The organism is Kordia sp. SMS9, from assembly GCF_003352465.1.
Lineage (GTDB): Bacteria > Bacteroidota > Bacteroidia > Flavobacteriales > Flavobacteriaceae > Kordia.
On the sequence record NZ_CP031153.1, the window covers coordinates 4741021 to 4765244 of the forward strand.

Annotated in this window: 22 protein-coding genes; 14 read left to right on the plus strand and 8 right to left on the minus strand. The window is 35.3% G+C overall.

The window, feature by feature from the left end:
- The first annotated feature begins 73 nt into the window (after window positions 1-73).
- The 5 genes from KORDIASMS9_RS20100 (at window position 74) to KORDIASMS9_RS20115 (ending at window position 5021) form a co-directional block, all read left to right on the plus strand.
- Complete coding sequence (locus tag KORDIASMS9_RS20100) at window positions 74-1195, plus strand: C1 family peptidase (protein ID WP_114904572.1); 1122 nt, start codon at window positions 74-76, stop codon at window positions 1193-1195.
- Window positions 1196-1225: 30 nt separating this feature from the next.
- Window positions 1226-2470, plus strand: coding sequence for a hypothetical protein (locus tag KORDIASMS9_RS20105; RefSeq protein ID WP_114904573.1), 1245 nt, complete (start codon window positions 1226-1228; stop codon window positions 2468-2470).
- 71 nt (window positions 2471-2541) lie between these two features.
- The gene (locus KORDIASMS9_RS20110) at window positions 2542-3276 is read left to right on the plus strand and encodes a LamG domain-containing protein (protein ID WP_114904574.1); all 735 of its coding nucleotides are present in this window, start codon (window positions 2542-2544) and stop codon (window positions 3274-3276) included.
- A 120-nt stretch (window positions 3277-3396) separates the two neighbouring features.
- Entirely contained in the window at window positions 3397-3567 is a 171-nt protein-coding gene (locus KORDIASMS9_RS23485) for a hypothetical protein (protein WP_162820079.1), read from the plus strand.
- A 200-nt stretch (window positions 3568-3767) separates the two neighbouring features.
- On the plus strand, window positions 3768-5021 hold the full coding sequence (locus KORDIASMS9_RS20115; protein ID WP_162820080.1) for a porin: 1254 nt from the start codon (window positions 3768-3770) through the stop codon (window positions 5019-5021).
- A gap of 28 nt (window positions 5022-5049) precedes the next feature.
- Here the strand turns inward: KORDIASMS9_RS20115 and KORDIASMS9_RS20120 are convergent, their stop codons facing one another.
- The 5 genes from KORDIASMS9_RS20120 to KORDIASMS9_RS20140 form a co-directional block, all read right to left on the minus strand.
- The gene (locus KORDIASMS9_RS20120; protein ID WP_114904576.1) at window positions 5050-5880 is read right to left on the minus strand and encodes a S1 RNA-binding domain-containing protein; all 831 of its coding nucleotides are present in this window, start codon (window positions 5878-5880) and stop codon (window positions 5050-5052) included.
- Between the two features lie 127 nt (window positions 5881-6007).
- Window positions 6008-6349, minus strand: a complete 342-nt coding sequence (locus KORDIASMS9_RS20125) for a DUF2853 family protein (protein ID WP_114904577.1) — start codon at window positions 6347-6349, stop codon at window positions 6008-6010.
- 99 nt (window positions 6350-6448) lie between these two features.
- Window positions 6449-8191 carry a 2-succinyl-5-enolpyruvyl-6-hydroxy-3-cyclohexene-1-carboxylic-acid synthase gene (menD, locus tag KORDIASMS9_RS20130; RefSeq protein ID WP_114904578.1) on the minus strand — a complete coding sequence of 581 codons (1743 nt, stop codon included), beginning with the start codon at window positions 8189-8191 and terminating at the stop codon, window positions 6449-6451.
- Window positions 8192-8248: 57 nt separating this feature from the next.
- Entirely contained in the window at window positions 8249-9340 is a 1092-nt protein-coding gene (locus tag KORDIASMS9_RS20135; protein ID WP_114904579.1) for a chorismate-binding protein, read from the minus strand.
- A gap of 9 nt (window positions 9341-9349) precedes the next feature.
- Complete coding sequence (locus tag KORDIASMS9_RS20140; protein WP_114904580.1) at window positions 9350-9769, minus strand: hotdog fold thioesterase; 420 nt, start codon at window positions 9767-9769, stop codon at window positions 9350-9352.
- Window positions 9770-9845: 76 nt separating this feature from the next.
- On the opposite strand from KORDIASMS9_RS20140, the gene KORDIASMS9_RS20145 reads away from it, so the two are divergent.
- From KORDIASMS9_RS20145 to KORDIASMS9_RS20155, 3 genes are all read left to right on the plus strand, one after another.
- A complete protein-coding gene (locus KORDIASMS9_RS20145; protein WP_114904581.1) occupies window positions 9846-10490 on the plus strand; it encodes an alpha/beta hydrolase in 645 nt (214 codons plus the stop codon).
- 227 nt (window positions 10491-10717) lie between these two features.
- Window positions 10718-12826, plus strand: coding sequence for a DNA helicase RecQ (recQ, locus tag KORDIASMS9_RS20150; protein ID WP_114904582.1), 2109 nt, complete (start codon window positions 10718-10720; stop codon window positions 12824-12826).
- 216 nt (window positions 12827-13042) lie between these two features.
- Window positions 13043-14695, plus strand: coding sequence for an HYR domain-containing protein (locus KORDIASMS9_RS20155; RefSeq protein WP_114904583.1), 1653 nt, complete (start codon window positions 13043-13045; stop codon window positions 14693-14695).
- Window positions 14696-14876: 181 nt separating this feature from the next.
- On the opposite strand, the gene dnaK is transcribed toward KORDIASMS9_RS20155, so the two are convergent.
- Window positions 14877-16790 (minus strand): molecular chaperone DnaK, encoded by a 1914-nt coding sequence (gene dnaK, locus KORDIASMS9_RS20160; RefSeq protein WP_114904584.1) that lies wholly within the window; start codon window positions 16788-16790, stop codon window positions 14877-14879.
- A gap of 281 nt (window positions 16791-17071) precedes the next feature.
- Window positions 17072-17803, minus strand: a complete 732-nt coding sequence (locus KORDIASMS9_RS20165) for a bacteriorhodopsin-like (protein ID WP_114904585.1) — start codon at window positions 17801-17803, stop codon at window positions 17072-17074.
- Between the two features lie 144 nt (window positions 17804-17947).
- On the opposite strand from KORDIASMS9_RS20165, the gene KORDIASMS9_RS20170 reads away from it, so the two are divergent.
- Both KORDIASMS9_RS20170 and KORDIASMS9_RS20175 read left to right on the plus strand, forming a co-directional pair.
- A complete protein-coding gene (locus tag KORDIASMS9_RS20170; protein WP_114904586.1) occupies window positions 17948-18829 on the plus strand; it encodes a Brp/Blh family beta-carotene 15,15'-dioxygenase in 882 nt (293 codons plus the stop codon).
- Between the two features lie 358 nt (window positions 18830-19187).
- A complete protein-coding gene (locus KORDIASMS9_RS20175) occupies window positions 19188-20606 on the plus strand; it encodes an L-serine ammonia-lyase (RefSeq protein WP_114904587.1) in 1419 nt (472 codons plus the stop codon).
- Window positions 20607-21366: 760 nt separating this feature from the next.
- Here KORDIASMS9_RS20175 and KORDIASMS9_RS20185 read toward each other — a convergent pair.
- Entirely contained in the window at window positions 21367-21825 is a 459-nt protein-coding gene (locus KORDIASMS9_RS20185) for a nuclear transport factor 2 family protein (RefSeq protein ID WP_114904589.1), read from the minus strand.
- Between the two features lie 141 nt (window positions 21826-21966).
- Between KORDIASMS9_RS20185 and KORDIASMS9_RS20190 the strand changes: the two genes are divergently transcribed.
- From KORDIASMS9_RS20190 to panB, 4 genes are all read left to right on the plus strand, one after another.
- Window positions 21967-22401 carry a hypothetical protein gene (locus KORDIASMS9_RS20190; protein ID WP_114904590.1) on the plus strand — a complete coding sequence of 145 codons (435 nt, stop codon included), beginning with the start codon at window positions 21967-21969 and terminating at the stop codon, window positions 22399-22401.
- 21 nt (window positions 22402-22422) lie between these two features.
- Window positions 22423-22905 (plus strand): GyrI-like domain-containing protein, encoded by a 483-nt coding sequence (locus KORDIASMS9_RS20195; protein ID WP_114904591.1) that lies wholly within the window; start codon window positions 22423-22425, stop codon window positions 22903-22905.
- A gap of 11 nt (window positions 22906-22916) precedes the next feature.
- Window positions 22917-23207: a YciI family protein gene (locus KORDIASMS9_RS20200; RefSeq protein ID WP_114904592.1), complete on the plus strand. Its 291-nt coding sequence runs from the start codon at window positions 22917-22919 to the stop codon at window positions 23205-23207.
- 68 nt (window positions 23208-23275) lie between these two features.
- Window positions 23276-24094 (plus strand): 3-methyl-2-oxobutanoate hydroxymethyltransferase, encoded by an 819-nt coding sequence (gene panB / locus KORDIASMS9_RS20205; protein WP_114904593.1) that lies wholly within the window; start codon window positions 23276-23278, stop codon window positions 24092-24094.
- Window positions 24095-24224 lie beyond the last annotated feature (130 nt).

Here is a 24224-nt window from a genome sequence, read left to right on the forward strand (position 1 = left end):
AAAATAATTCATTTTGCACAGTTTTCAAGGATTTCACGGTTCAAATTCTTGCAATTAAACAACATTACATTTCATGAAAAAAATACTTTTATCTGCACTGTTAGTTTGTTTCACACTTACAACATTTGCGCAAGAATATCAGTTTAAAACTACGGTAGATTTAGAAGCAACTCCTGTTATCAGTCAAGGACGAACAGGAACCTGTTGGAGTTTTTCGGCGTCTTCTTTTTTAGAATCTGAAATTATACGCTTGACAGGAAAACAGATTGATATTTCGGAAATGTTTACTGTACGAAATACCTATCCTAAAAAAGCTTGGAATTATGTGATGCGACAAGGAAAAGCACAATTTAGCGAAGGCGGATTGGCACATGATGTGATGAATGCCGTGAAATCACACGGATTGGTTCCAAATAGTGCATTTTCTGGTTTGCAAGCGTTGCAAAGCAATCACAACCACGCAGAAATGGTCAGCGTTTTAGAAGCAATGCTAAAGGTATATATTAAAAATCCTGGTAAAAAGCTTTCTAAAAACTGGAAACCTGCTATTGAAAATGTGTTAGATGTATATTTAGGAAAACGTCCTGAATCATTTTTGTATGATGGAAAAAAATATACACCAACGTCTTTTTTAGCGATGACAAAGATCAATCCAGATGATTATGTGACGTTGACTTCATTTACGCATCAACCGTATTATGAATCGTTTATTTTGAACATTCCCGATAATTTTTCGAACGGAAGTTTTTATAATGTCACGTTGGACGAATTGGTCAATGTGACTAAAAATGCGTTGAAAACGGGTTATACTGTTGAGTTGGATTGTGATGTTTCTGAAGCTACGTTTTCGGCAAAATATGCTGTAGCAACTATTCCAGAGGAAGCTGTGAAGGATCGAAAAAGTTTTACGGCAGAAATTCGCAAAGAAAAATCAATTACGGCCAAGTATCGTCAGCAAGAATTTGAAAATTACACAACTACCGACGACCATTTAATGCACATTACAGGTTTGGCTACCGATCAAAATGGCAATGAATATTTTCGAGTAAAAAATTCGTGGGGAAGCAACTCTTCTCGCGTTCCTAACGACGGACATGTACACATGAGTGAAGCATTTTTTAAACTCAAAACGATCTCAGTAATGATTCACAAAGATGCATTACCAGAAGCATTGCGTGCGAAATTAGGTTTGTAACATTCGCTATTGGTTTTATACTGATAGTATATGCAAATTGAAAAAAGAATCCAACTAAAACCACGATTACAGATTTCTAAAATTGGGAAAATTCAATTTTGGTTGGGACTTTTTTATGGTCTTTTAAATGCTGTTGTTTTTTATCTTTTCGTTTTTTATCTGATAGATTTCATGATGGTATTTATGATTGCCATCGATGGTGATTTACCGCTTCAAACAAAAAGCATATCATTTTTTGAAACTTCTTTCTTAGCTGCAACTTCACTGTCTTTGGGAATCACCATGATGATTCGTCATTGGTTTATGCGACCAACATTTCGTTTTCAACGGTCTCACAAAAAAATCTCATTACGAATATCAAATTATTCGTTGTTTATCTATTATTTAGTATTGTATGTAGCTATAGTTTACATTCGTTTTTTTGTATTTGGTAAAACTTTTACGGGAGTGTATCAGCCTGTAGATTACACAAACCTTCTTTTCATCATTCCTTTGTATTTATTTTTTGTTGCTTGGACAGAAGTCTCTCGTTATTTTGTTGCTAATAAGTGGATTATAAGTGCATTTTTAATTGGTTTACTTACGATATTTTTTCTAAATAGTCTAAATATCAAACCAACTACATTTTCTGAGAAGGCTTTTAAAATCATGCAAGCTGAAGAATTGAAATATTTAGATCATGAATTGAAAAAAGCAAAAGAAAAGTATAACCTCCAATTTTCAGAAGAAACTGTGAGTGCGTTGAAAGAATTGCGTTCAAAGAGGTCATTTGAGCTACTTGAAAAGGTAAGATTAGCTTTTACAACCGATAAAAAAGTATCACTTGATACAATTATTTTAGAGAAAATACTAATCCATAACTTTAAAGGATATTATAAAGGCTGGCGAGATTCTTACGCATACATTTTTCCATTTCAGGCATACGAGCAATTGCGAAAAGTAGATTCACAGTCCTCACAGGCTACAGAATTAATTCTTGTTTTGGAGGAATTTTATAAGTTAAGCATTCTTATGATGGAAATTCCTATTGACAACCATGACAATTTATTATATCAAAAAAAAGTGAGTATTTTAGAAGACCAGCTTTATAATTATGATTCAAATGAATATCGTAAAATGTTTTATGAAACTATTTTTCTTGTGAAGAATCTTCAAAAATTAAATAGATACGATCATCCAATGTTTAATATAGAAACTCCTCTTCCACCATCAATGTACAGATTGAACGCCAAGATTCAGGAAAAATTTCCAGAACTGGTACATCCGATAGAATAATTTTCGGTTTGGTATCATTTTTGTGGCATGTTGAACAATAAAAACATCCGTCAACAAAAAACCGATTCCACATGAAAACCAAGTTTCTAATCAGCTGTTTTGCTATCATTTTTACCTTTAGTAGTTGTAGTATTGAAGAAGATGAACCGCAATTTGATCTTACCGAAAGTCTCGTAGCACATTATCCGCTCGACGGAAATACAGACGATCTCAGTCCATATAAAGTAACCGCAAAACGCAAAGGCGTTCGATCTACCTTTGACCGTTACGGAAACGCTGATTTGGCCTATAAGTTTGATGGTGTAAACGATCATATCCGTGTTCCTGCTAGTGAACATTTGAGCTTTACCAATGAGTTTACCATTAATTTATGGCTTAAAACCGATACGACGAATTTGCAACAAGTTTTATATAAAAACATTTCAGATACTTCTAAAAACAGGGCTGCTTACGGAATTTCCATTGGATATGTTCCTTTTGAAGATGAAGAAGTAGTAACAAAAGATATTATTTTTAGCATTGCTCCGTATGGAATTATGCACGAACTCCGCAAATTTAATTATGAAAAAGACAGATGGTATATGATTACCTGTACACTAAAAGATGATACCATGTACCTGTACATTAACGGAAAACCTGCGTTGATGAAATACATTAAGGGAGAAATTTCTACCTCATCTACCTTGCCATTATTGATTGGGAACGACGGATCGGGCGAGTTTCCTTTTAAAGGAAGTATTGACGATATCCGAATTTATAACAAAGCAAAATCTACTGAATTTGTTTCTCATTTGTATGAACAATAATACCTTCTAATTTTTACAACAAACAACAACCTTCAATTCATAAACCGTAGGTTATATTGCTTTTTTTCAATGATTTACGACCTTATTTTTGTGTCATTATAAATCTTAAAAAATTATAGTATGAAAAAGCAAAGAGAATTCAAAAAGTTGAACTTACGTAAAAACGTAATTGGAAATTTAATGAACATTTCCGGAGGAAAACCACCAAAAACATATCGTTATTGTGAAAGCGATGTTTGTGAGCCATCTGAAGGCGGCGGATATTCTTCTTGGTGTTCAGAATATTGCTAAAAAACAGAAAGGCGCGTTCTTCAAAACGCGCCTTAGTCTTTTTATATTGAATACTGTTATGTACGCGCTGTAGGAACTGCTAGTATGTAAAGTAAGTTTCTCTTAATTTTTTTTAATAAATTCTTGAAATATGATGCATATCACTTCTTTCCAAAAATGTTCATCATAGTTTTGTCGTGTATTTTTAGAATTTAGTTAAAGTGAAACGATTAAAAATAGTGTTTTTAGTATTCTTGTTTGTACCAATGATAACTCATGGACAAGAAAAAAAAGAGTTCAAACCAACGATTAACTGGAATGTGACATCGCAAATTTGGCTGCGCTATTCAGATTTGAACGAAGGTTCTTTGATCAATGACGAACTTACCAAAGACTACATAGATGTTTCTGTGAGACGTTTGCGCATTCCTATTTCTTCTCAAATCACGCCCAAAATATTTGTGTATGCTATTTTTGGAGGCAATAATTATAGTGCCAAAAATAATGCTTTTACTATGGAAGTGTTGGATTTATATGTAGAATATTCTTTTGATAAAGCGCTGGAAATCGGCATTGGAAAATCTGGATGGCAAGGTCTAAACCGATGGAATATTCGCTCTAGCAAAACCATGATGGGATTAGATTCTCCTTTATTTACTTTAAATTCTGTAGAAAAAAATGATGATTTAGGGCGCTTATTTGGAGTTTGGCTTAAAGGGCAAAAAGGGAAATTCGATTACCGATTGTCATTCAACAGACCTTTACTTGTGACGAACGTTCCAACTGGGGAAGTAAATTTTGCCAACAACAGACCTAGAATTAAGATCTCTACGTACGTAAAATATCAGTTTTTTGAGCATGAATCCAACAAGTCTGCATACCAAATAGGAACTTATGCGCACACTAAAAAAGTGTTTAATATTGGCGCTGGTTATCAGTTTCAAAATAATGCCATGAGCGACGGAGATGCTAAAGAAGTTACTACTACTTTTTACGACATGAAACATTGGGCAATCGACTCTTTCTTAAATATACCTTTACAAAATGATGCCGCAATCACTTCTTATATAGGATATTACGATTATAATTTTGGTGAAAATTACATCAGAAATGTAGGCGCGAACAATCCAACTACAGGTGGAGGAACCGACTTTAATGGAGCAGGCGTTTCTTTTCCGATGATTGGCTCTGGAACTACTTGGTATATGCAATTTGGGTATGCATTTCCTAAAAGGAAATTATTCAAGTATGACATTGTCATACAACCTAATATTTCCATTCAAACTTCTAATTGGGATGCTTTGAATAGTCGAATGACTGTGTATGATGCTGCTGTAAACTTTTTAATGAACGGCGAACACAGTACAAAAATCACGGTAGGATATCAACATCGTCCAATTTTCGATTCAGAAACGATTCAACAAAAAAATTACAAAGGAATGCTGGTATTGCAATGTCAGTTTTCTTTGAGATAATGTGACTTCTCCGTAAGAATACGGTTGGTTACTTCAATTCAATTCCGTCAGGTTTAATGATGATTTGCTGTTGCTTATACAGACTTCCAATAGCTTTCTTAAAGCTCTTTTTGCTCATTTTTAAGCGCTTTTTAATCTCTTCTGGATCACTTTTGTCGTGTAAGGGTAAACTTCCTCCGTTTTGTTCCAAAGCGTCCAATACGGTTTGTGCAGAAGGTTCAATATTTTTATAACCAATATGTTGCAACGAAAGATCAATTTTATTGTCTTCCCGAATTTTCTTCACAACACCTTTTAGTTTTTCACCAAGTTTCAATTCTCTATAAATCTCATCTTCATAGACCAATCCTTTGTGCTGTTGATTCACAATCATTTCCACACCTAAATCGGTAAAGCGCGACACCATCAAATCGACCTCATCAAAACGTTCCACAGTCAATTCTTCATTGCTGATAAACTTGTTCGTTTTGCTAGAAGCCACCAAACGATTGGTTTCTTCATCCAAATAACAATACACAACATACCATTTTCCTTCCTGCATGTCACGTGCTTGCTCTTTAAAAGGAACAAACAAATCTTTCTCTAATCCCCAATCTAAAAACGCACCATAATCGCTCAAAGCTGTTACACGAAGTAAGCCAAATTCGTTGACTTTCATATACGGTTTTAAAGTGGTTGTTACAGGTCGCTCATGACTATCTAAATAAGCAAAAACAGTCAACTTGTCTCCTATTTCAAAAGATGTTGGTACATATTTATTTGGCAACAAAATTTCATTTCCTTCATCATCGCCCAAGAAAAGTCCCGGTGGCGTTTCTCGTAAAATCTCTAATGTATTAAGTTGTCCTAAATGAATCATAGTGTAAAATTTCGGTCAAAGGTACGTTTTATCTTAATCTTTACCACAAAAAAACGCCATCTTGAGATAAGAGATGGCGTTTAAAAAAAAAGGGATATTTTAATAATAGTATTAAAATACAATCTGATTAGTTATAGACTGCTTCTTTTCCGAAATGAACTGTTAATAAATAATATACTACAGCTCTATATTTTGTTCTGTTTGAGCGACCGTATTTTTCGATAACTGCATCAATAGCGTTGTCTAAATCTGCACTGTCCGCTAAACCTAATTTCTTGATTAAAAAATTATTTTTTACCGTTGCCAATTCTTTTTCATCTGAACCTGAAACTGTTGCCGCATCTTTGTTATAAATCGCTGGACCACAACCAATCGTTACTTTTGTTAATAAATCCATATCTGGAGTTACTCCGCATTTGTCTTTTAAGTCAGTAGCGTATTTTGCAATTAGCTCATCTCTCTTACTCATAATTGTGTATTTTTAATTGTGAAAATTTGATTAATAATATTGATGACAAAAGTAAATTTTTGTCTATTATTCCTACTTTTTCGTAAGTGCTAGTTATTTTTATTCGTTGAAAAACTTAAAATATTCGATTAACGTACCATCATTTTCAATTCTTGGCGTAAAAACCTCTAAAAGTTTCGGTTGATTGCTTTCATCATAAAATGTTTGTAATGCCGTTCGAAGCGTTATTTCATCAGAAGCCGTTTGGTATTCTAAATGATACATTTCAGCCAATTGCTTCGCCGTATGCGGATGAATGGTTTCAAAATACGTATCAAAGTTTTCGGAATTCTTATTTCCAGGAAGAATTCTAAAAATACCGCCGCCACTATTATTGACTAAAATTATGCGGAAATTTTTCGGAATGTAATTGTTCCACAACGCATTGCTATCGTAAAAGAAACTCAAATCGCCCGTAATTAAAAGTGTTTGCTTTGCTGCAACCATTGCAGTACCAATCGCGGTGGAAGTGCTGCCATCAATGCCACTTGTTCCTCGGTTGCAAAACAATTCTATACTCGCATCAATTTCAAACAATTGTGCATACCGAACGGTAGAACTATTTCCTAAATGTAAAATAATGGACGTAGGCAAAGTTTCCAAAATCACTTCAAAAGCTTTTAAATCTGTAAAGTTGATTTGATTCAGATAAATATCATGTTTCACTTCACGATCTTTCTTGACAGCATTCCAAAAAGGTCTGTATGAACTTTCAATAGATGTCGTCTGCTCAAAAAACAATTCAAAAAAATGATTCGGATGCATCTGAAAAAAATGTTCCAAACAAAAAAATGTATCATACACACGGTTTTCATGCACATGCCAATGATGTTTTGGCGGACGCTTTCGCAGAATTGCCTTTATTTTCTTAGACACAATCATGCCGCCAAGCGTTAACAAAATTTCTGGCTGAAATGCTTCCAACATGGCTTCATTTTGTTCTATCGGTAAAATAATTTGATCAATCTTATTGAAGAATGCATCATCTCGCAAATTCGACGTCGTTTCTGTAAAGACAATCACTGACGGATCATTTGCCAAAAGCTCTAAATATTTTTTAGAAACCGTATGCGGCGGCAATGTTCCCACCAACACCATTTTTCGAGTGGATTGACTCCATATAGAAGCGGCTTCTGCAATTTTATCGTGTTCAATAGCTGAATTCAATACCAATGGTTGCACTTTTGGAAATACCGTTTGCACATCTTCCATGGTGTACAAAGGCTCATCGAAAGGCGCATTGATATGAACTGGACCATTTTTTTCTACGGCAGCATTCAACGCAGCATTGATTTCTTGTTCGTTATATGCTTGAATATTTTCTTGCAATTCACGCTCGGTTTCTAGGGATAATTGGTGCGTTTCTGCTAAAATGGTCGATTTATGGGTAATATCTTGTTTCAGATTTGCCTCGTAGTTAATATGACTTTTAAAAACGTGTTTCTGGCGAATCGTTTGTCCGTCGCCAACATCAATCAAATATTCGGGCCTGTCTGCCGAAATCACCACCACAGGAACGTTGCTATAATACGCTTCCGCAATAGCGGGATAATAATTCAACACGGCAGAACCAGAAGTACAAATTACTGCCACAGGTGTATGCAGTTGTTGCGCCATTCCCAAAGCAACAAAAGCGGCACAACGTTCATCCACAATACTATACGCTTGAATGTTTGGATGCTGCGAAAAACTCAAGGTTAACGGCGCATTCCGCGATCCTGGGGAAATAACGACATGATGAATTCCTTTGGCAATACAAAGCGAAACTAATGTTTGTGCGAGTGGGATTTTAGAGTACTTCATTAAGATACAAAAATACGACTTTCCATACGTTATACCAATTTACATTTAAAATGATGTTTATAATACTCGTTTCATTATTTGTGATTTCGCCAAGGTTTCTTCCCATTCCGATTCCGGATCAGAATCTTTGGTGATTCCACCACCAACATACAAAATTTTGTTTGTGTCAGTTAACTGCATGCAACGGAGATTTACGTACAATTCTGAGCGACTCCGAACGGTTCGGTATGCACTATTTTCTTGATTTTTACGATTGCGATTGCGTGAAGTTTCTTCTTTTACGTTCAATTCACCTAAAAAACCTGTATAAAAGGTACGATCGTAGTTTTCTTCTTGAAGAATAAACGCTTTGGCTGCTTCTGTGGGAAATCCGCAAATAGCAGGTGTTGGATGCAATGTTTTTACAATATCGCCAATATTTGTGTCGGAAGTCATGCGTCCAGAAATCAATGAACACAAATGCACTAAACTTCCCGCTTGATGTGTTGTAGCTTTACTCACAGAAAGATTCGTCGTCATGTTTTTGAGCTGATTCGCAATAAAATTGGTTACAATTTGCTGTTCTTCAATTTCTTTCTGATTCCAGTTGACCGCAACGTTTTCTTGAAATTTTCGGGTGCCCGCTAAGGACATTGTTTTGATAGAATTTCCATAAGAACTTACCAAAGTTTCAGGCGTTGCACCTGCCCACATGCCTACTTTTGGGTGATACCACAAATACACAAACGCCGTTGGATAGTTCTCGCGCAAGCGTTCAAAAATTAAAAATGGATTTTTTGAGGATTCAATTGCTTCTTGGCGTGATAACACTATTTTTTGTATCTCCGACTTTTGAATGGTTTCTACACCTTTTTGAACTAACTGTATGTGCTTTTTTTTCGCTTCCGCAGAAGGATTCATAGATGCGTTTGCTGCTTCGTGTTCGGCAACATGTTCCATTTCGCCTACCAAAACTGTATCAAAAGGAATCAGAATCGTTGATTTTGTCTCGTCAAACGGTGCAAATACAAACCCACTTTCTGTAAAATCTGAAACCGTATGCAACATAGCATCTTTTTGCAAAACCAATTGCACTTGTGCTGCGTTTGGCTTTCTATACGCAACAAACGGGAATTGTTTTTGGAGTTGTTCGGAGAGTTTATCTAGCATTTTCTAGAATTATTTTGCCAACACAATCGTCGTCAATTTACACAGTGAAATTAAATTTTCTTCTTCATCTACCACTCTAATTTCCCAAAGATGCGTGGTTCTACCTTTATGAATGAATCTTGCGGTAGCAAATACTTCGCCTTCACGTTTACTTTTTAGGTGATTGGCAGAAATTTCCAGCCCTTTTACTTTGTACTTTGTAGCATCAATAAACAAATGAGATGCCGTGCTTCCTACGGTTTCTGCCAATGCCACGGTGGCACCGCCATGCAATAATCCTTGCGGTTGATGCACACGCGGGTTTACAGGCATCTTAGCGGTTAAAAAATCTTCACCAACATCGGTGTACGTAATTTGTAAAGTTTCTAATAAGGTATTTGGGACAATTGCGTTGAGTTGTGCTAAAATTGCTTCTTTTTTAGGATTCATTTGATATATTTATGGAAAATTATCGACTGCAATACAGTTTTACAAAAATACGAAACCCTTAGCATACTTTTAAAGAATGAAAGAAAAAGAAATCGCGTATCAAATTACAAACACATACTCCACGATGAACGAATTGACGGAGCAAACGAAAAATGTATGGTTTGTTTGTCACGGAATTGGTTTTTTGAGTCGTTATTTTATTAAATATTTTGAAACGCTGAATGCAGAGGAAAATTACATTATTGCCCCACAAGCATCTTCCAAGTATTATTTAAATAACGAATATAAACATGTAGGCGCAAGTTGGCTCACCAAAGAAAATACGCAAGCAGAAATCAAAAACGTGATGGCAAACTTAAACGCCATTTATCACGCAGAGCAAATTCCTAATCGTCTAAATTTCTTTGTATTAGGCTTCTCGCAAGGTGTTTCGGTGGCGATGCGTTGGGTAGCACGGCACAAAATTCCATGTGACAAATTGATGATCTATGCAGGAAGTATTCCTACAGAATTGACTAAAAAAGACTTTGAATTTCTTCATACAGAAACAACAAAAATTATAAACATCGTGGGATTGCAAGACGAATATTTCACCGAAACACGCATGCAACAAGAACATGAAAAAATGCAACTACTTTTTGAGAATAATTATATTTTTAAAACATTTCAAGGAACACATAAAGTATCAAGAACAGCTTTAGAAATGTTAAAAAAACTATAAAATGTAACGGACTTGCCTACTTTTAGTAAGGCAATCACGTAGTTAGCTTTTCTTTTTTCTACATACATTTACAGTATTAAAATATTACTGAGCAGATCTTTATACGTTTTCCTAAAAAACCTAAAGTAACTCAGATATCTATAATAACCAATCAACCAACCAAAAAAAAATGCACGACTCTCTCATCTTCGTGCATTTTTTATTTTTTTTAGTTTTCTTTGTAAGCTATGATTACATCAGCCCTACTTACAAGTACTTTAAAGGAATATTTTGGTTATGACACATTTAGACCGCTTCAAGCAGAAATTATCAATTCTATCTTTAAAGGAAATGACAATTTGGTCATCATGCCTACTGGTGGCGGAAAATCCATTTGTTTTCAATTGCCCGCAATTTTACTAGAAGGTATTACAATTGTAATTTCGCCTTTAATCGCTTTAATGAAAGATCAAGTAGACGGATTGACCACCAACGGAATTTCCGCAGCATATATAAACAGCAGTCAAAATGAAAGTCAGCAACAAGCAATTTATTCTAAAATTGAAAAAGGAGAAATTAAATTGTTATATACGGCACCAGAAAGTTTATCATATTTAGAATATATTTTTAGCAGTCAAACCATTAGCCTCATTGCCATAGATGAAGCGCATTGTATTTCTTCTTGGGGACATGATTTTCGTCCAGCGTATACCAATCTTGGTTATTTGAAAAAGCGTTTTCCAACTGTTCCTGTTATTGCTTTGACAGCCACTGCCGATAAAGCTACGCGTGAAGATATTGCAAATCAGTTAAATATTCCGCACGCTAGGCAGCATGTGGCTTCTTTTGATCGAAAGAATTTAAAACTAGAAGTGCGTCCTGCGAATAATCGCATCAAGCAAATCATCAATTTTATAGAAAAACGCCCAAATGAAAGTGGTATTATTTACTGTTTGAGTCGGAAAGCCACGGAAAATGTTGCCGAAAAGTTACAAAACGCCAATGTGAATGCTGCCGCCTATCATGCTGGAATTGGTCATGCGTCACGTGCTAAAATTCAGGAAGATTTTATCAATGATTCATGTCAAGTAATTTGTGCTACAATTGCTTTTGGAATGGGCATTGACAAGTCGAATGTGCGTTGGGTAATTCATTATAATTTACCAAAAAACATAGAAGGGTATTACCAAGAAATTGGTCGTGCAGGTCGTGACGGATTGCCTTCAGACACCTTACTTTTTCACAGTTATGGCGATGTGATTCAGTTAAAGAAGTTTGCAGCAAGTTCTGGAAATGTAGAGGTACAACTCGCCAAACTTGATCGCATGAAAGAGTATGCGGATGCGCTGAGTTGTCGCCGAAAAATTTTGTTGAGTTATTTTGGTGAATTGATCAGTGAAGATTGCGGGAATTGCGATGTGTGTACCAATCCGCCTCAGTTTTTTGACGGAACTGTAATTGCCCAAAAAGCTTTATCTGCCGTAGCGCGTGTCAACGGACAAGAACCAATTGGAATCATCATTGATATTTTGCGTGGTGCACAAAATAACACGATTTTTGATAAAGGCTATCAAGACTTAAAAACCTACGGAATTGCCAAAGACATCGCGTGGCTTGATTGGAAACAGTATATTACGCAATTGATCAACTTGGGCTATTTGGAGATTGCATTTCATGAACATAATAAAATAAAACTTACCGATTTTGCGAAAGAGGTATTATTTAGTGAAAAAAAAGTTGCCTTAGCGAATTTGGTAGCAGCCGAAAAAGAAGCAGAAATACAGAAAAAGAAACCAACAAAAGCTTCTAAAAACTCTCTGTTTGAGCGTTTGCGAGCGTTGCGTTTGGAAATTGCGAGAGAAGAAGAAGTGCCTGCGTATCAAATTTTTAATGATGCCACTTTGCGTGAGATGGAAGCCGAACGTCCGATGTCTGACGAAGAATTTATCCGAATTAGTGGCGTTGGTCGTATCAAAATGATGAATTACGGCCATACTTTTATGAAAGAAATTATCAATTTTACAAACGAAAAGAAAAAGAAACGCAAGGTTGATACGGTTCAAAAAACCTATGAATTACTCCAACGGGGTTTGTCTATTGAAGATATTTCTGTGGAACGAAGTTTGGCAGAAAGTACTATTTATTCCCACATTTTCAAATTGTATAATGCTGGAAAAAATATCAATTTGCAGCAGTTTATTGACAAACATGATTTGGAAAGTATGCGGAAAGCAAAAGAAACTTTGGAAAATACGGAAGCATTAAAACCGTATTTTGAGCATTTTGAAGAAGCTATTTCATACAATACCATTCGTATTGGTTTGGCGATTTTGAAAGCAGAAGCTGCGGAACAGTAATTGTTTGTTTCTATTTTTTTGCGAATATACTATAGTATTCAATAGACAAAATAGTCTATGATTTTTTATCAAATCTGTAGAAGCCATTCATGGGATCGTATTGATTTTAAGGATTTTATATTTTTCTGTCTTAATGAGTGAAAAATTTGATAGTCTAGTGAAATTCATCTAACTTCCTGTCAAATTTTCATAAAAACTAACCTCAACCAACTCATTATGAATAAAAAATTACTTTTCGTATTGCTTTTTTTAACGGGCGTAACGACCAATTTTGCCCAAGGAATTTTTGACGATTCCATACATACCGCTACCACTTTTGGAAGTGTAAATTCGCCTGGTGGCGAAGCCGTTCAAAATGTAATTGATCAAAATTCAAATACAAAATTTTTAGATTTTAATGCATTTGATGGCATCGGTTTTGAAGTTGATATACTCGGTGTATCGAGTACTGCAGTTGCGATGGAATTTGTAACTGCCAACGATGCTCCTGAACGCGATCCGACGAATTATGAAATTTCAGGTTCCAACGATGGTGTAAATTTTACCAGTATTGCCACAGGAACAATTCCGTGTGTGTCTACTCGTTTTTTTTCAAGAACTTTTTCGTTTACGAATACAACTTCTTATACTTCATACAGACTCAATTTTACAGGTACGTGCGGCGCATCAAGCATTAACCAAATTGCGGATGTACAATTGTTTGAATCTATTGGAGATTCACCCGTAATTACCTGTCCATCAAACATTACGGTAAATAATACGACAGGACAGTGTGATGCTATCGTAAATTATACTGTAACTGCAAATGATACCGAAGATGGCATGTTGACACCAAATGTAACTTCTGGTTTGCCTTCTGGAGCTTCGTTTCCTGTAGGAATTACCGAAGTGTTTATGAATGTAACTGATACTGATAATAATACCTCTAGCTGTAGTTTTACAGTAACTGTGGTTGATAATGAAGATCCTGTTGCGGGTTGTCCTGCCAATATTATGCAAACTGCTGCTAATTTTGGAGATACCACTGCGGTTGTTAATTATACACTTTCCCCAACAGACAATTGTGTATTGATCAATCCGTTGACAGATTTTACACCTTTGACAAATATTAACGGGAAAGCATATTATTTGTCCAACAATGTTTTTACACCTGCCAATGCGTTTTTAGATGCTATTTCTCAAGGTGGTTTTGTGGGAACGATTCGAAATGCATCTGACAATACTGCTATTACTGAAGCAATTGCTACTGCTGGTGGTGCAGCAGATGTATTAATTGGTTTTAGTGATACCGATGTGGAAGGAACTTTTGTATGGCAAAGCGGCGATGCTTCAACTTTTGATAATTGGAATCCTGGAGAACCGAATAATGCTGGAAATGAAGATTATACCGTGATTCAATCTAGTGGTGGCTGGAATGATATTACGAATGGAAGTTCGTACAGATATCTTTTAGAAGTGGATTATGCACCTACACAAACAGCAGGTTTGCCAAGTGGTGCAGACTTCCCAATTGGAACTACAACAAATACCTTTACGATTACAGATTTAGCAGGAAACTCCGTGATGTGTTCTTTTGATGTCACGGTGGATGCCAATTTAAGTGTTGCTGAAAATTCGTTTTCGAATCGTATCAAACTAACACCAAATCCAACCAAAGGATTGATTTCGTTCAGTAATACTGCAAATATTTCTTTAGAAAGTATCGTCATTATGGACTTAAACGGTCGCATATTACAAACCGTTATGAATATTGGGCAACTTTCTGATGGAGAAACGATTGATATTTCAAATTTTGCCGCAGGAATGTATTTTGTGCGATTGCAAGATATTGAGAATAATATCGCGGTAAAACGCATTATCAAACAGTAGGAAAATTTAAAATATGACATAAAAAAAGCAGTTTTTAGGAATTCCTAAAAACTGCTTTTCTAATCAATATAGTTATAAAAAGTGATTATTTCACTTCTTCAAAATCCATCTTTTAGACTCCGCTCAAGACAGGCTACTTGACTTCTTCGAAGTCTATCTGTTCGACTCCGCTCAAGACAGGCTACTTGACTTCTTCGAAGTCTACGTCTTGCACATCTTCTCCATCTTTACTATCATCATCTCCAGTTGGTGCTGATGCTTCTGGTCCGGCGGCTCCGCCTTGTTGTGCTTCTGCTTGCGCTTTGTACATTTCTTCGCTTGCTACTTTCCAAGCTTCGTTGATTTTCTCTAAAGCAGGATCAATTACAGCGATGTCTTTGGTTTCATACGCTTTCTTCAATTCTTCCAAAGCATCTTCGATTGGCTTTTTCTTATCATCAGATAATTTATCACCAAATTCGCTTAATTGCTTTTCAGTTTGGAAAATCATAGAATCAGCACTGTTCAATTTGTCAGCCGTTTCTTTTGCTTTTTGATCTGCTTCTGCATTTGCTTCCGCTTCACGTTTCATTTTCTCGATTTCTTCTTCTGTCAATCCTGAAGAAGCTTCGATACGAATGTTTTGTTCTTTGTTTGTTCCTTTGTCTTTTGCAGAAACATTGATAATTCCGTTTGCATCAATATCGAAAGTTACTTCAATTTGAGGAACACCTCTTTGTGCTGGTGGAATTCCATCTAAGTGAAAACGACCAATTGTTTTGTTATCTGCTGCCATTGGACGCTCACCTTGTAATACATGAATTTCCACAGATGGCTGATTGTCTGCTGCCGTTGAGAATACTTGCGATTTTTTCGTTGGAATTGTCGTGTTTGCGTCAATCAACTTTGTCATCACATTCCCCATGGTTTCAATTCCTAAAGAAAGTGGTGTAACGTCTAATAATAATACGTCTTTTACATCTCCTGTTAATACTCCACCTTGAATTGCTGCACCTACGGCAACAACCTCATCAGGATTTACACCTTTACTTGGTTTTTTACCGAAGAATTTTTCCACAGCTTCTTGTACTGCTGGAATACGTGTTGATCCACCAACTAAAATAATTTCGTCAATATCACCTGTAGATAAACCTGCATTTTTAAGTGCTGTTTGGCAAGGTTCGATGGTTCTTTTAACTAAATCGTCAATTAATTGTTCAAATTTTGCTCTTGATAATGAACGTACCAAGTGTTTTGGTCCACTTGCAGTAGCCGTAATGTATGGCAAGTTGATTTCAGTAGCTGTTGAGCTAGACAATTCAATCTTCGCTTTTTCAGCTGCTTCTTTTAAACGTTGTAATGCCATGGCATCTTTGCGCAAATCCATTCCTTCATCTTTGTTGAACTCGTCTGCCAACCAATTGATGATTTTTTCATCTACATCATCTCCACCTAAGTGTGTATCTCCATCTGTAGCCAATACTTCAAAAACACCGTCTCCTAATTCTAAGATAGAAACATCGTGTGTTCCACCTCCAAAGTCAAAAACAGCAATTTTTTGATCTTGTCCTTTTTTATCTAATCCATAAGCTAAGGCAGCTGCCGTTGGCTCATTGATAATTCTTCTTACTTTTAAACCTGCAATTTCACCAGCTTCTTTTGTTGCTTGACGTTGTGCATCGTTAAAGTATGCAGGAACGGTCACTACGGCTTCCGTTACATCTTGTCCTAAGAATTCTTCGGCAGTTTTCTTCATTTTCTGAAGAATCATTGCTGATAATTCTTGTGGTGTATATAAGCGACCGTCGATATCAACTCTTGGTGTATCGTTGTCACCTTTTACTACTTTATAAGGAACACGTCCAGCTTCTCTTGAAGATTCTGAAAATTTATTCCCCATAAAACGTTTAATTGAATACACAGTTTTTGTAGGATTTGTAACTGCTTGTCTTTTTGCAGGATCTCCAACTTTAATTTCTCCACCGTCCACAAAAGCAATCACAGAAGGAGTTGTACGTCTTCCCTCAGCATTTGCAATTACTACTGGCTCGTTTCCTTCCATTACAGAAACACATGAGTTGGTAGTTCCTAAATCGATTCCAATAATTTTACTCATAACTTTTTTTAAACTTTTATCTATTGTGTTGTGTTATACTTTAATTTTACTTGTTTGCTTTTCTAATTTGTTTGTAATAAGTCAATGACTGTGCCAACTGGCAAATAGCTATATTTTGTCAGATTGATACGGAATTATGGCAAAAAGAAATGACAGGTTGTCATAAATTGTAGAAAATATTCCAAATGAAATACTATGCATTCTTGATAAAAAGAAAAAGTCTCAAATTTCAAAAACGAAATTCGAGACTTTTTTATGTACTAATGATTTCCAAGTAATGTTTATGCTTCTTTCTTAGCTGACATACTTACAGCTAAGCTATAAATTACTAAACCGAAACCGATTTTGTTGATAGCATCACCAATGTTGTATACTACGTCTAATGAAAATCCTCCGAAGATTCCATCGTACCAACCTGGCGTTCCTGCCATGTATCCAATTGGGTAAATTGCCCAACCTACTAATACAAACCAACATAAGGTTTTGTGTGCTTTTAAGATGTAACCACCAGCTTCCACTGCCAATTTCTTCGCACTTCCAAGCCAAATTTCGTATACAATCACAAAGTATGCGATACCTGAAATAAGACCCCAAATTTGTGCTTGATCTCTGTATACAGCTTCTCCTAAGTATCCTGTTACTAACATTACTACAGATAAGAAAATTAATTTCCACATTAATGATTTCTTAGCGCCTGCTACTTTTAAAATTAAGTAGAATTCAACACACATTAATGGTACGGTTAATACCCAGTCAACATAACGGAAGAACGTTGGAGATTCCATGTTTGCTGCCCAGTAGTCACGCATGTACCAATAGTGTACAGCTGCAATAAATGTAATCAATCCTGAAACTAGGATTGAAGTACGCCATTTCTTATCAAAACTATTCATTGATAAGAAAAAGAAAGCAGATGCAGCCATCATAGCCATACATCCTACAAAAAATGTAAATCCTACATAGTCGTCCGGTGCCATTTTAGCAACAAACGGTAAGTTTAATAAATAATTCATAACTATATTGATTAATTAATTAATAAATGATTTTTGGTTTTTGTCTAATAACTTGTATCAAACACTTGACAAAAATAACAAATTTTTGTTTAACTTTTACAAAAAAAAAGTAAACAAATTAAAAAAAATTGTAAATTTGACAATATGAAGCAGGTTTTTAAGATAGATTATCAAGATTTTATGATCATTATTACATTTTTCCTATTTTGGATTAGTATTCAGTTTGGAGAAGTAATTGAAGATACCATCGCGTATATTTTTGTTTTGAGCTTGGGAATTATTCATGGAGCCAACGATTTGAATATTCTCCAAAAAAATAAAATTAAGAAGCATAATTTTGGGAAATCACTTTTTATCTACTTAATGATCATTCTTTTTTGCATGCTAACGTATTGGATTTTTCCATTTATTGCCATGCTCGCATTTATTATTTTAAGTGCCTATCATTTTGGAGAGCAACATTTGGAGAAAAAAATTGCAGATTTCGGCATATTGAAAGGGATAGTGTATACTATATATGGTTTGTTTATTTTTTCATTATTGTTTCATGAAAACATCGCGGATGTCAATATTATTTTTTCTGGTTTGACAGACACTGAAATTTCGTTGCCATTGGTTCAATACATACTTATTTCTTTATCTGTATTGTTGTTGTTGCTTCCTGTATATGCACATTTTAAAAAGGTATCAATTAAGTTCAATTATTTTAAAGAACTATTGTATTTGTTTGTATTGTTCTTAGTCTTTAAAACAGGTTCGCTAATTTTTGGCTTTGCAGTATATTTTGTGTTTTGGCACAGCATTCCTTCTATTGCGGATCAAATTCGTTTTTTATTCGGCACACAAAACAAGCGATCTGTCACCAAATATTTTAAAGCTGCCCTATTTTATTGGATACTAAGCATTTCGGGGTTGGTGATTGCGTATTATGCATTGGATTCACAACTTTTTAAAACAGTTCTCTTTTTAATTTTATTTGCGGTGACTGCACCTCATACGTGGGTTATGAAACGTATGAAAGAGTAAGCCAAAAACACTTTTTAAATTTTTCTTTTTTTGCCAAAATGAATTGCTGTCAAATTGGTAGTTTATCTACAGAAAACTCTAGTAACTTACAAGACTATATATTATTTTACGAAAACGTTTGAAAAAAGTGTTAATCTTCACAAAATTTCAAACTTTACAAGTATATTTACCGCACAGAAGTAATACCAATTTAACCATAAAATGCAACCTATAAACTCGTTCATTTACTATCCTAGTTCCTTGCGAATACGTTCCGTAGCTACGGCTATGTAAAGCATTCACTGCGTCCTATGATACCAAAGCAACTTCGTCTCTAAAGTCGCATTTTATAATCAAATTGGTATAATTAGATTTAATTATGGAATACATTAGTGTTTTTGATATGCTTAAAATCGGTGTGGGACCATCGAGTTCGCATACATTAGGACCTTGGCGTGCTGCCGAAAGTTGGATCAAAGAATTGAAAACTGCTGAACTTTTTAATGCAGTTACCTCTATCAAAGTAGATTTATTTGGCTCGCTGTCTTTAACAGGGAAAGGTCATGCTACCGATTTGGCAGTCTTACTTGGATTGTATGGCGCTGATCCTGAAACAATTCCTACGGAACGTATTCCAACGATTGTCGATCTTATTTCTAAAGAACACATTTTATCTTTTAATCAAGAGAAAGAAATTCCTTTTTCCCCAAGTAAAGACATCATTTTTAATAGTGAATTTTTACCGTTTCATCCAAATGGCATCACTTTTCATGCAATTGTAGATCATAAAGTACATTCGTCTACTTTTTATTCTATTGGCGGCGGATTTGTGGTGAAAGAACACGAAACGCATGCAGATACGGATCATCCGATTCGTATTTTTCCATTTCCAATTAATAAAGCAACCGATTTGCTCGATTTCTGCGAGACAGAACAAAAAAAGATTTCCGAAATTGTTTTATTAAATGAAACCTTACTTCGCTTCCCTGAAGAGATTGATGCCGAATTGAAACGCGTGTGGAAAACTATGTTGGAATGTATGTATGTTGGCTGTCATACCGATGGCATATTACCTGGCGGATTGAATGTAAAGCGACGCGCTTATAATATTCACCAAAAATTAAAAGGAGATTTAGTGTATGATTCTCCAGAAACTTGGTTGAAAACGATTCGAAATACCGAAGTAAAGTTTCGCCAAATTTTTAAATGGGTAAGCTGCTTTGCCTTAGCTGTAAATGAAGTAAATGCTTCATTAGGTCGCGTCGTCACAGCACCAACTAACGGAAGTGCAGGCGTCATTCCTGCGGTTTTGATGTATTATATGGTGATTGAAAATCATGAAGCAGATTTTAGTCATATCAAACGTTTTTTATTAGTGGCAGGTGAAATTGGCAGTATTTTCAAAAAAGGAGCTACCATTTCTGCGGCTATGGGCGGTTGTCAAGCAGAAATTGGAGTTTCTTCGGCAATGGCGGCTGGTGCATTGACAGAATTGTATGGCGGTTCTCCAGAACAAGTAATGATTGCTGCTGAAATTGCCATGGAACATCATTTGGGAATGACCTGCGATCCTATTGGTGGCTTGGTACAAGTTCCATGTATTGAACGAAATTCCATGGGCGCGATAAAAGCGATTAATGCAGCAGAACTAGCCATGGAAACCGACCCGAAAGACACCAAAGTTCCTATTGATAAAGTGATTCATACCATGTGGGAAACTGCCAAAGATATGAATTCTAAATATAAAGAAACTTCCGAAGGCGGATTGGCGGTTGGTGTGAATTTGGCAGATTGTTGAGTTAGACTCGCTTTGCTGTTAGATTTTTAGACCGCTATCGCTATTAGATATTAGATCGCTTTGCTACTAGATTTTAGACATGTTCGATACGTCTGTGCAAAAATTTCAGAAAAATTCGTGGCAATCTGTTTGTTTCATATTTGTATGTGTTATTTGGATTTTTCATAAAATAAGCTAATCGTTTTTAAATTCTCTATCAAAAAGTTCGACTTTAGAAACTTTGGGTTTAGATCGCTAACGCTGTTAGATGTTAGACCGTGCTTTCGCACTTTTAGAAGTGTTCCCGCGAAGAAAGGAGTCTCATGAGTGGCTTCATTTTTAGCATTTCTCTTAGAATTTCCACAGATTCTTAGAACTTGACCAATACCCAACACCAAATACCTAAAAAAAGAGACGCGCTTCGCTTTTAGACCGCTAACGCTGTTAGATGTTAGACCGTGCTTTCGCACTTTTAGATTTTTTCATATATTATTTGGGTTTTTGTTTAAAACTTGATTGACATATTTTTCACAGCGATAAGTAATTCTTTTTTTTCGTATCGAAGTACTTCTTGATACAAAATTTTATACTAAAATTTCACTCGAAGTGACGTATAGAGTTTCAAAGAGTAAGTTATGTCCAATTAGAACTATTTCTTTTATAAGTGTAAATAATAATTCAACATTCAAAATCTAACATGATAAAAAATCTAATCATCTGAAAGTGAAAGCGATCTAGATTCTAGCAGCGAAGATTCTAAAAGGCGAAGCCGATCCAAAATCTATTCTTGACAACCTTTTTTACGTCGCGTATCAATTAAATAGATAATTTTCCACTGTCCGTCGTCTTTGAAAAGTTGAAACGAATTGACGCCACAATGCAAAAATTTACCATCGAGCCAAAATTCGTACGGAGTCCACACATTTGCCATTGTGCCATCAACTTGAACGTTATACGAAAGAATCTTTTCTGTCCACGTTGGACTTTCTGCTCTGCTGACAACCGCTTTTATAAAACCTGAAGCATCTTGCGTGCGCAATTGCGCTTTCCCATCTTTGTTTGTAAATGTAGTTTGTAGCACCAGATCTTTATGCACAACTTGTTGCATACGAAGCGAATCTTTTTGATGAAAGCCTTCAAAAAAATCGATGACAGCTTGTTTTGCGGCAGTTTCCTCATCTGTTTGGGCATTCAAGTGAAAGCTGGCCATTAAAATTAGAAAGAATATATATGGTTTCATCGTGGGTTAATTTTTCAGAAAAATAATTTAAAAAAATAAAAAACGATACAGATTTATCATAGTTTTAAGATTTTAATACGAAATCATTAAAAAAACTTACAATTTACCTACTTTTAGCCATAATACTAAAAGCTATACTTTATGAGTTCACAAGAAAAAAACAAACAAGGAAAAATTATTGGTTTTATCGTGGGTGCAATCGTCTTCGGATTGGTTTCTTTTGGCTTAAAATCTTGCTTTTTCGGAGATGTTACAACTGAAATGAAAAAAGTAGTCAACGAAATGAACGCTGAAACTCCTACTGTGATCGATGAATACACACGTTTGGACAGTGTAGCCTTGACTGGAAAAAAGAAATTTGAATATTACTATACCATAAAAGGTGCAACAACTTTTGCCAAATCCAATACTGAGATGATGCGCAAAACCATGAAAGGTGCAATTATTACAGAACTAAAAAGCAATCCTGACATGAATGCTTTTAGCCGAAATAATATCACCTTGGGCTACAATTATTTTAATGAGCAAGCAGAACTTATTTTAGATCTTGAAATAAAGGCAGAAGAGTATAAATAATGTGTATTCAATCTTAAAAAAATGATAGAAAAACCTGTTATACAAACGCTTCCGCAGAAAAAACTCGTGGGGAAATCTATGAGAATGTCCTTAGTTCAAAATACAACTCCGATACTTTGGAAAAGCTTTATGCAACAGCGAAAAAGTATTGAAAATTCGGTCGGAACCAATTTATATTCACTTCTAGTGTATGACGATTTGTATTTTGAAAATTTTAATCCGCAAACAACATTTACAAAATATGCGTTAACCGAAGTGACTGATTTTGAAACAATTCCTGATGGAATGGAAAGCTTTACGCTAGAAAGTGGTTTGTATGCCGTTTTTATCTATACAGGTTTGCCACAGAATTTCGGAAAAGCGTTTCAATACATTTTATATACATGGTTGCCCACTTCGGGATATGAACTAGACAACAGACCACATTTTGAAGTATTAGGAGACAACTATATTCCAAATAGTGAAGATTCGCAGGAAGCGGTTTGGATTCCGATTAAAAAATAATATCCAAAAACATGTACATTATATCACTCACCTATAAAGTTCCGATAGCAACTGTAGAAGTACATTTAGAAGATCATATTGCATATTTGAATTTACAATATGAATTGGGTAATTTTCAGGCTTCTGGTAGAAAAGTGCCAAGAACGGGCGGAATTATTTTATCAACACTTAAAGATAAAAAGCAATTAGAAGCAGTATTAGCTAAAGATCCGTTTAAAATTCACGACTTGGCAACGTATGAACTCACAGAATTTATTCCAAGCAAAACCTGTGACGAATGGTCATTTTTGAAAGAATCGTAAAGAGTGAAAAAAGTTTAAATCACTTCTATATTTTATTCTTATTTTTACAACCATAGAAAACCAATTATATGTCAATCGCAAAGAAACAATACAAAAGAGTGACCGTAAAATCACTAGTGGAAATGAAAAGCAATGGAGAAAAAATTTCCATGTTGACCGCTTATGATTATACCATGGCAAAAATTGTAGATGGTGCTGGAATAGATGTGATTCTCGTGGGTGATTCTGCCAGTAATGTCATGGCTGGACATGAAACGACGCTTCCAATAACACTCGATCAAATGATTTACCATGCTTCTTCAGTCATTAGAGCAGTAAAAAGAGCCTTGGTGGTGGTTGATATTCCTTTTGGAAGTTACCAATCAGATCCGAAAGAAGCATTGCGTTCTGCTATCAGAATCATGAAAGAATCTGGTGGACATGCCGTAAAGGTTGAAGGTGGAAAAGAAATTAAAGAATCTATCAAACGTATTTTAAATGCAGGAATTCCTGTGATGGGACATTTAGGATTGACCCCACAATCTATTTATAAATTTGGAACATATACTGTTCGCGCCAAAGAAGAAGAAGAAGCAGAACAATTAAAAGAAGATGCCAAAATGCTTGAAAAAACAGGTTGTTTTGCTATTGTTTTAGAAAAAGTTCCTGCCAAATTGGCGAAAGAAGTAGCTGCTAGTATTTCAATTCCCGTTATCGGAATTGGAGCTGGAAATGGTGTGGATGGACAAGTGTTAGTGACACACGATATGTTGGGAATGACACATGAGTTCAATCCGCGATTTTTACGTCGTTATTTGAATATGTATGAAGAAATGACCAAAGCCTTTGAGCAATATGCCGCGGATGTAAAATCGGTTGATTTTCCGAATGATAAAGAGCAATATTAGATTTGTTGTTTGTTGTTTGTTGTTTGTTGTTTGAAAAAAAAATTCATTTAAAATTTAGCATTCAACATTTAAAATATATTTTTTGTTATGAATCTTCACGTCACTTCGAGTGAATTTGTGTCACATTGAG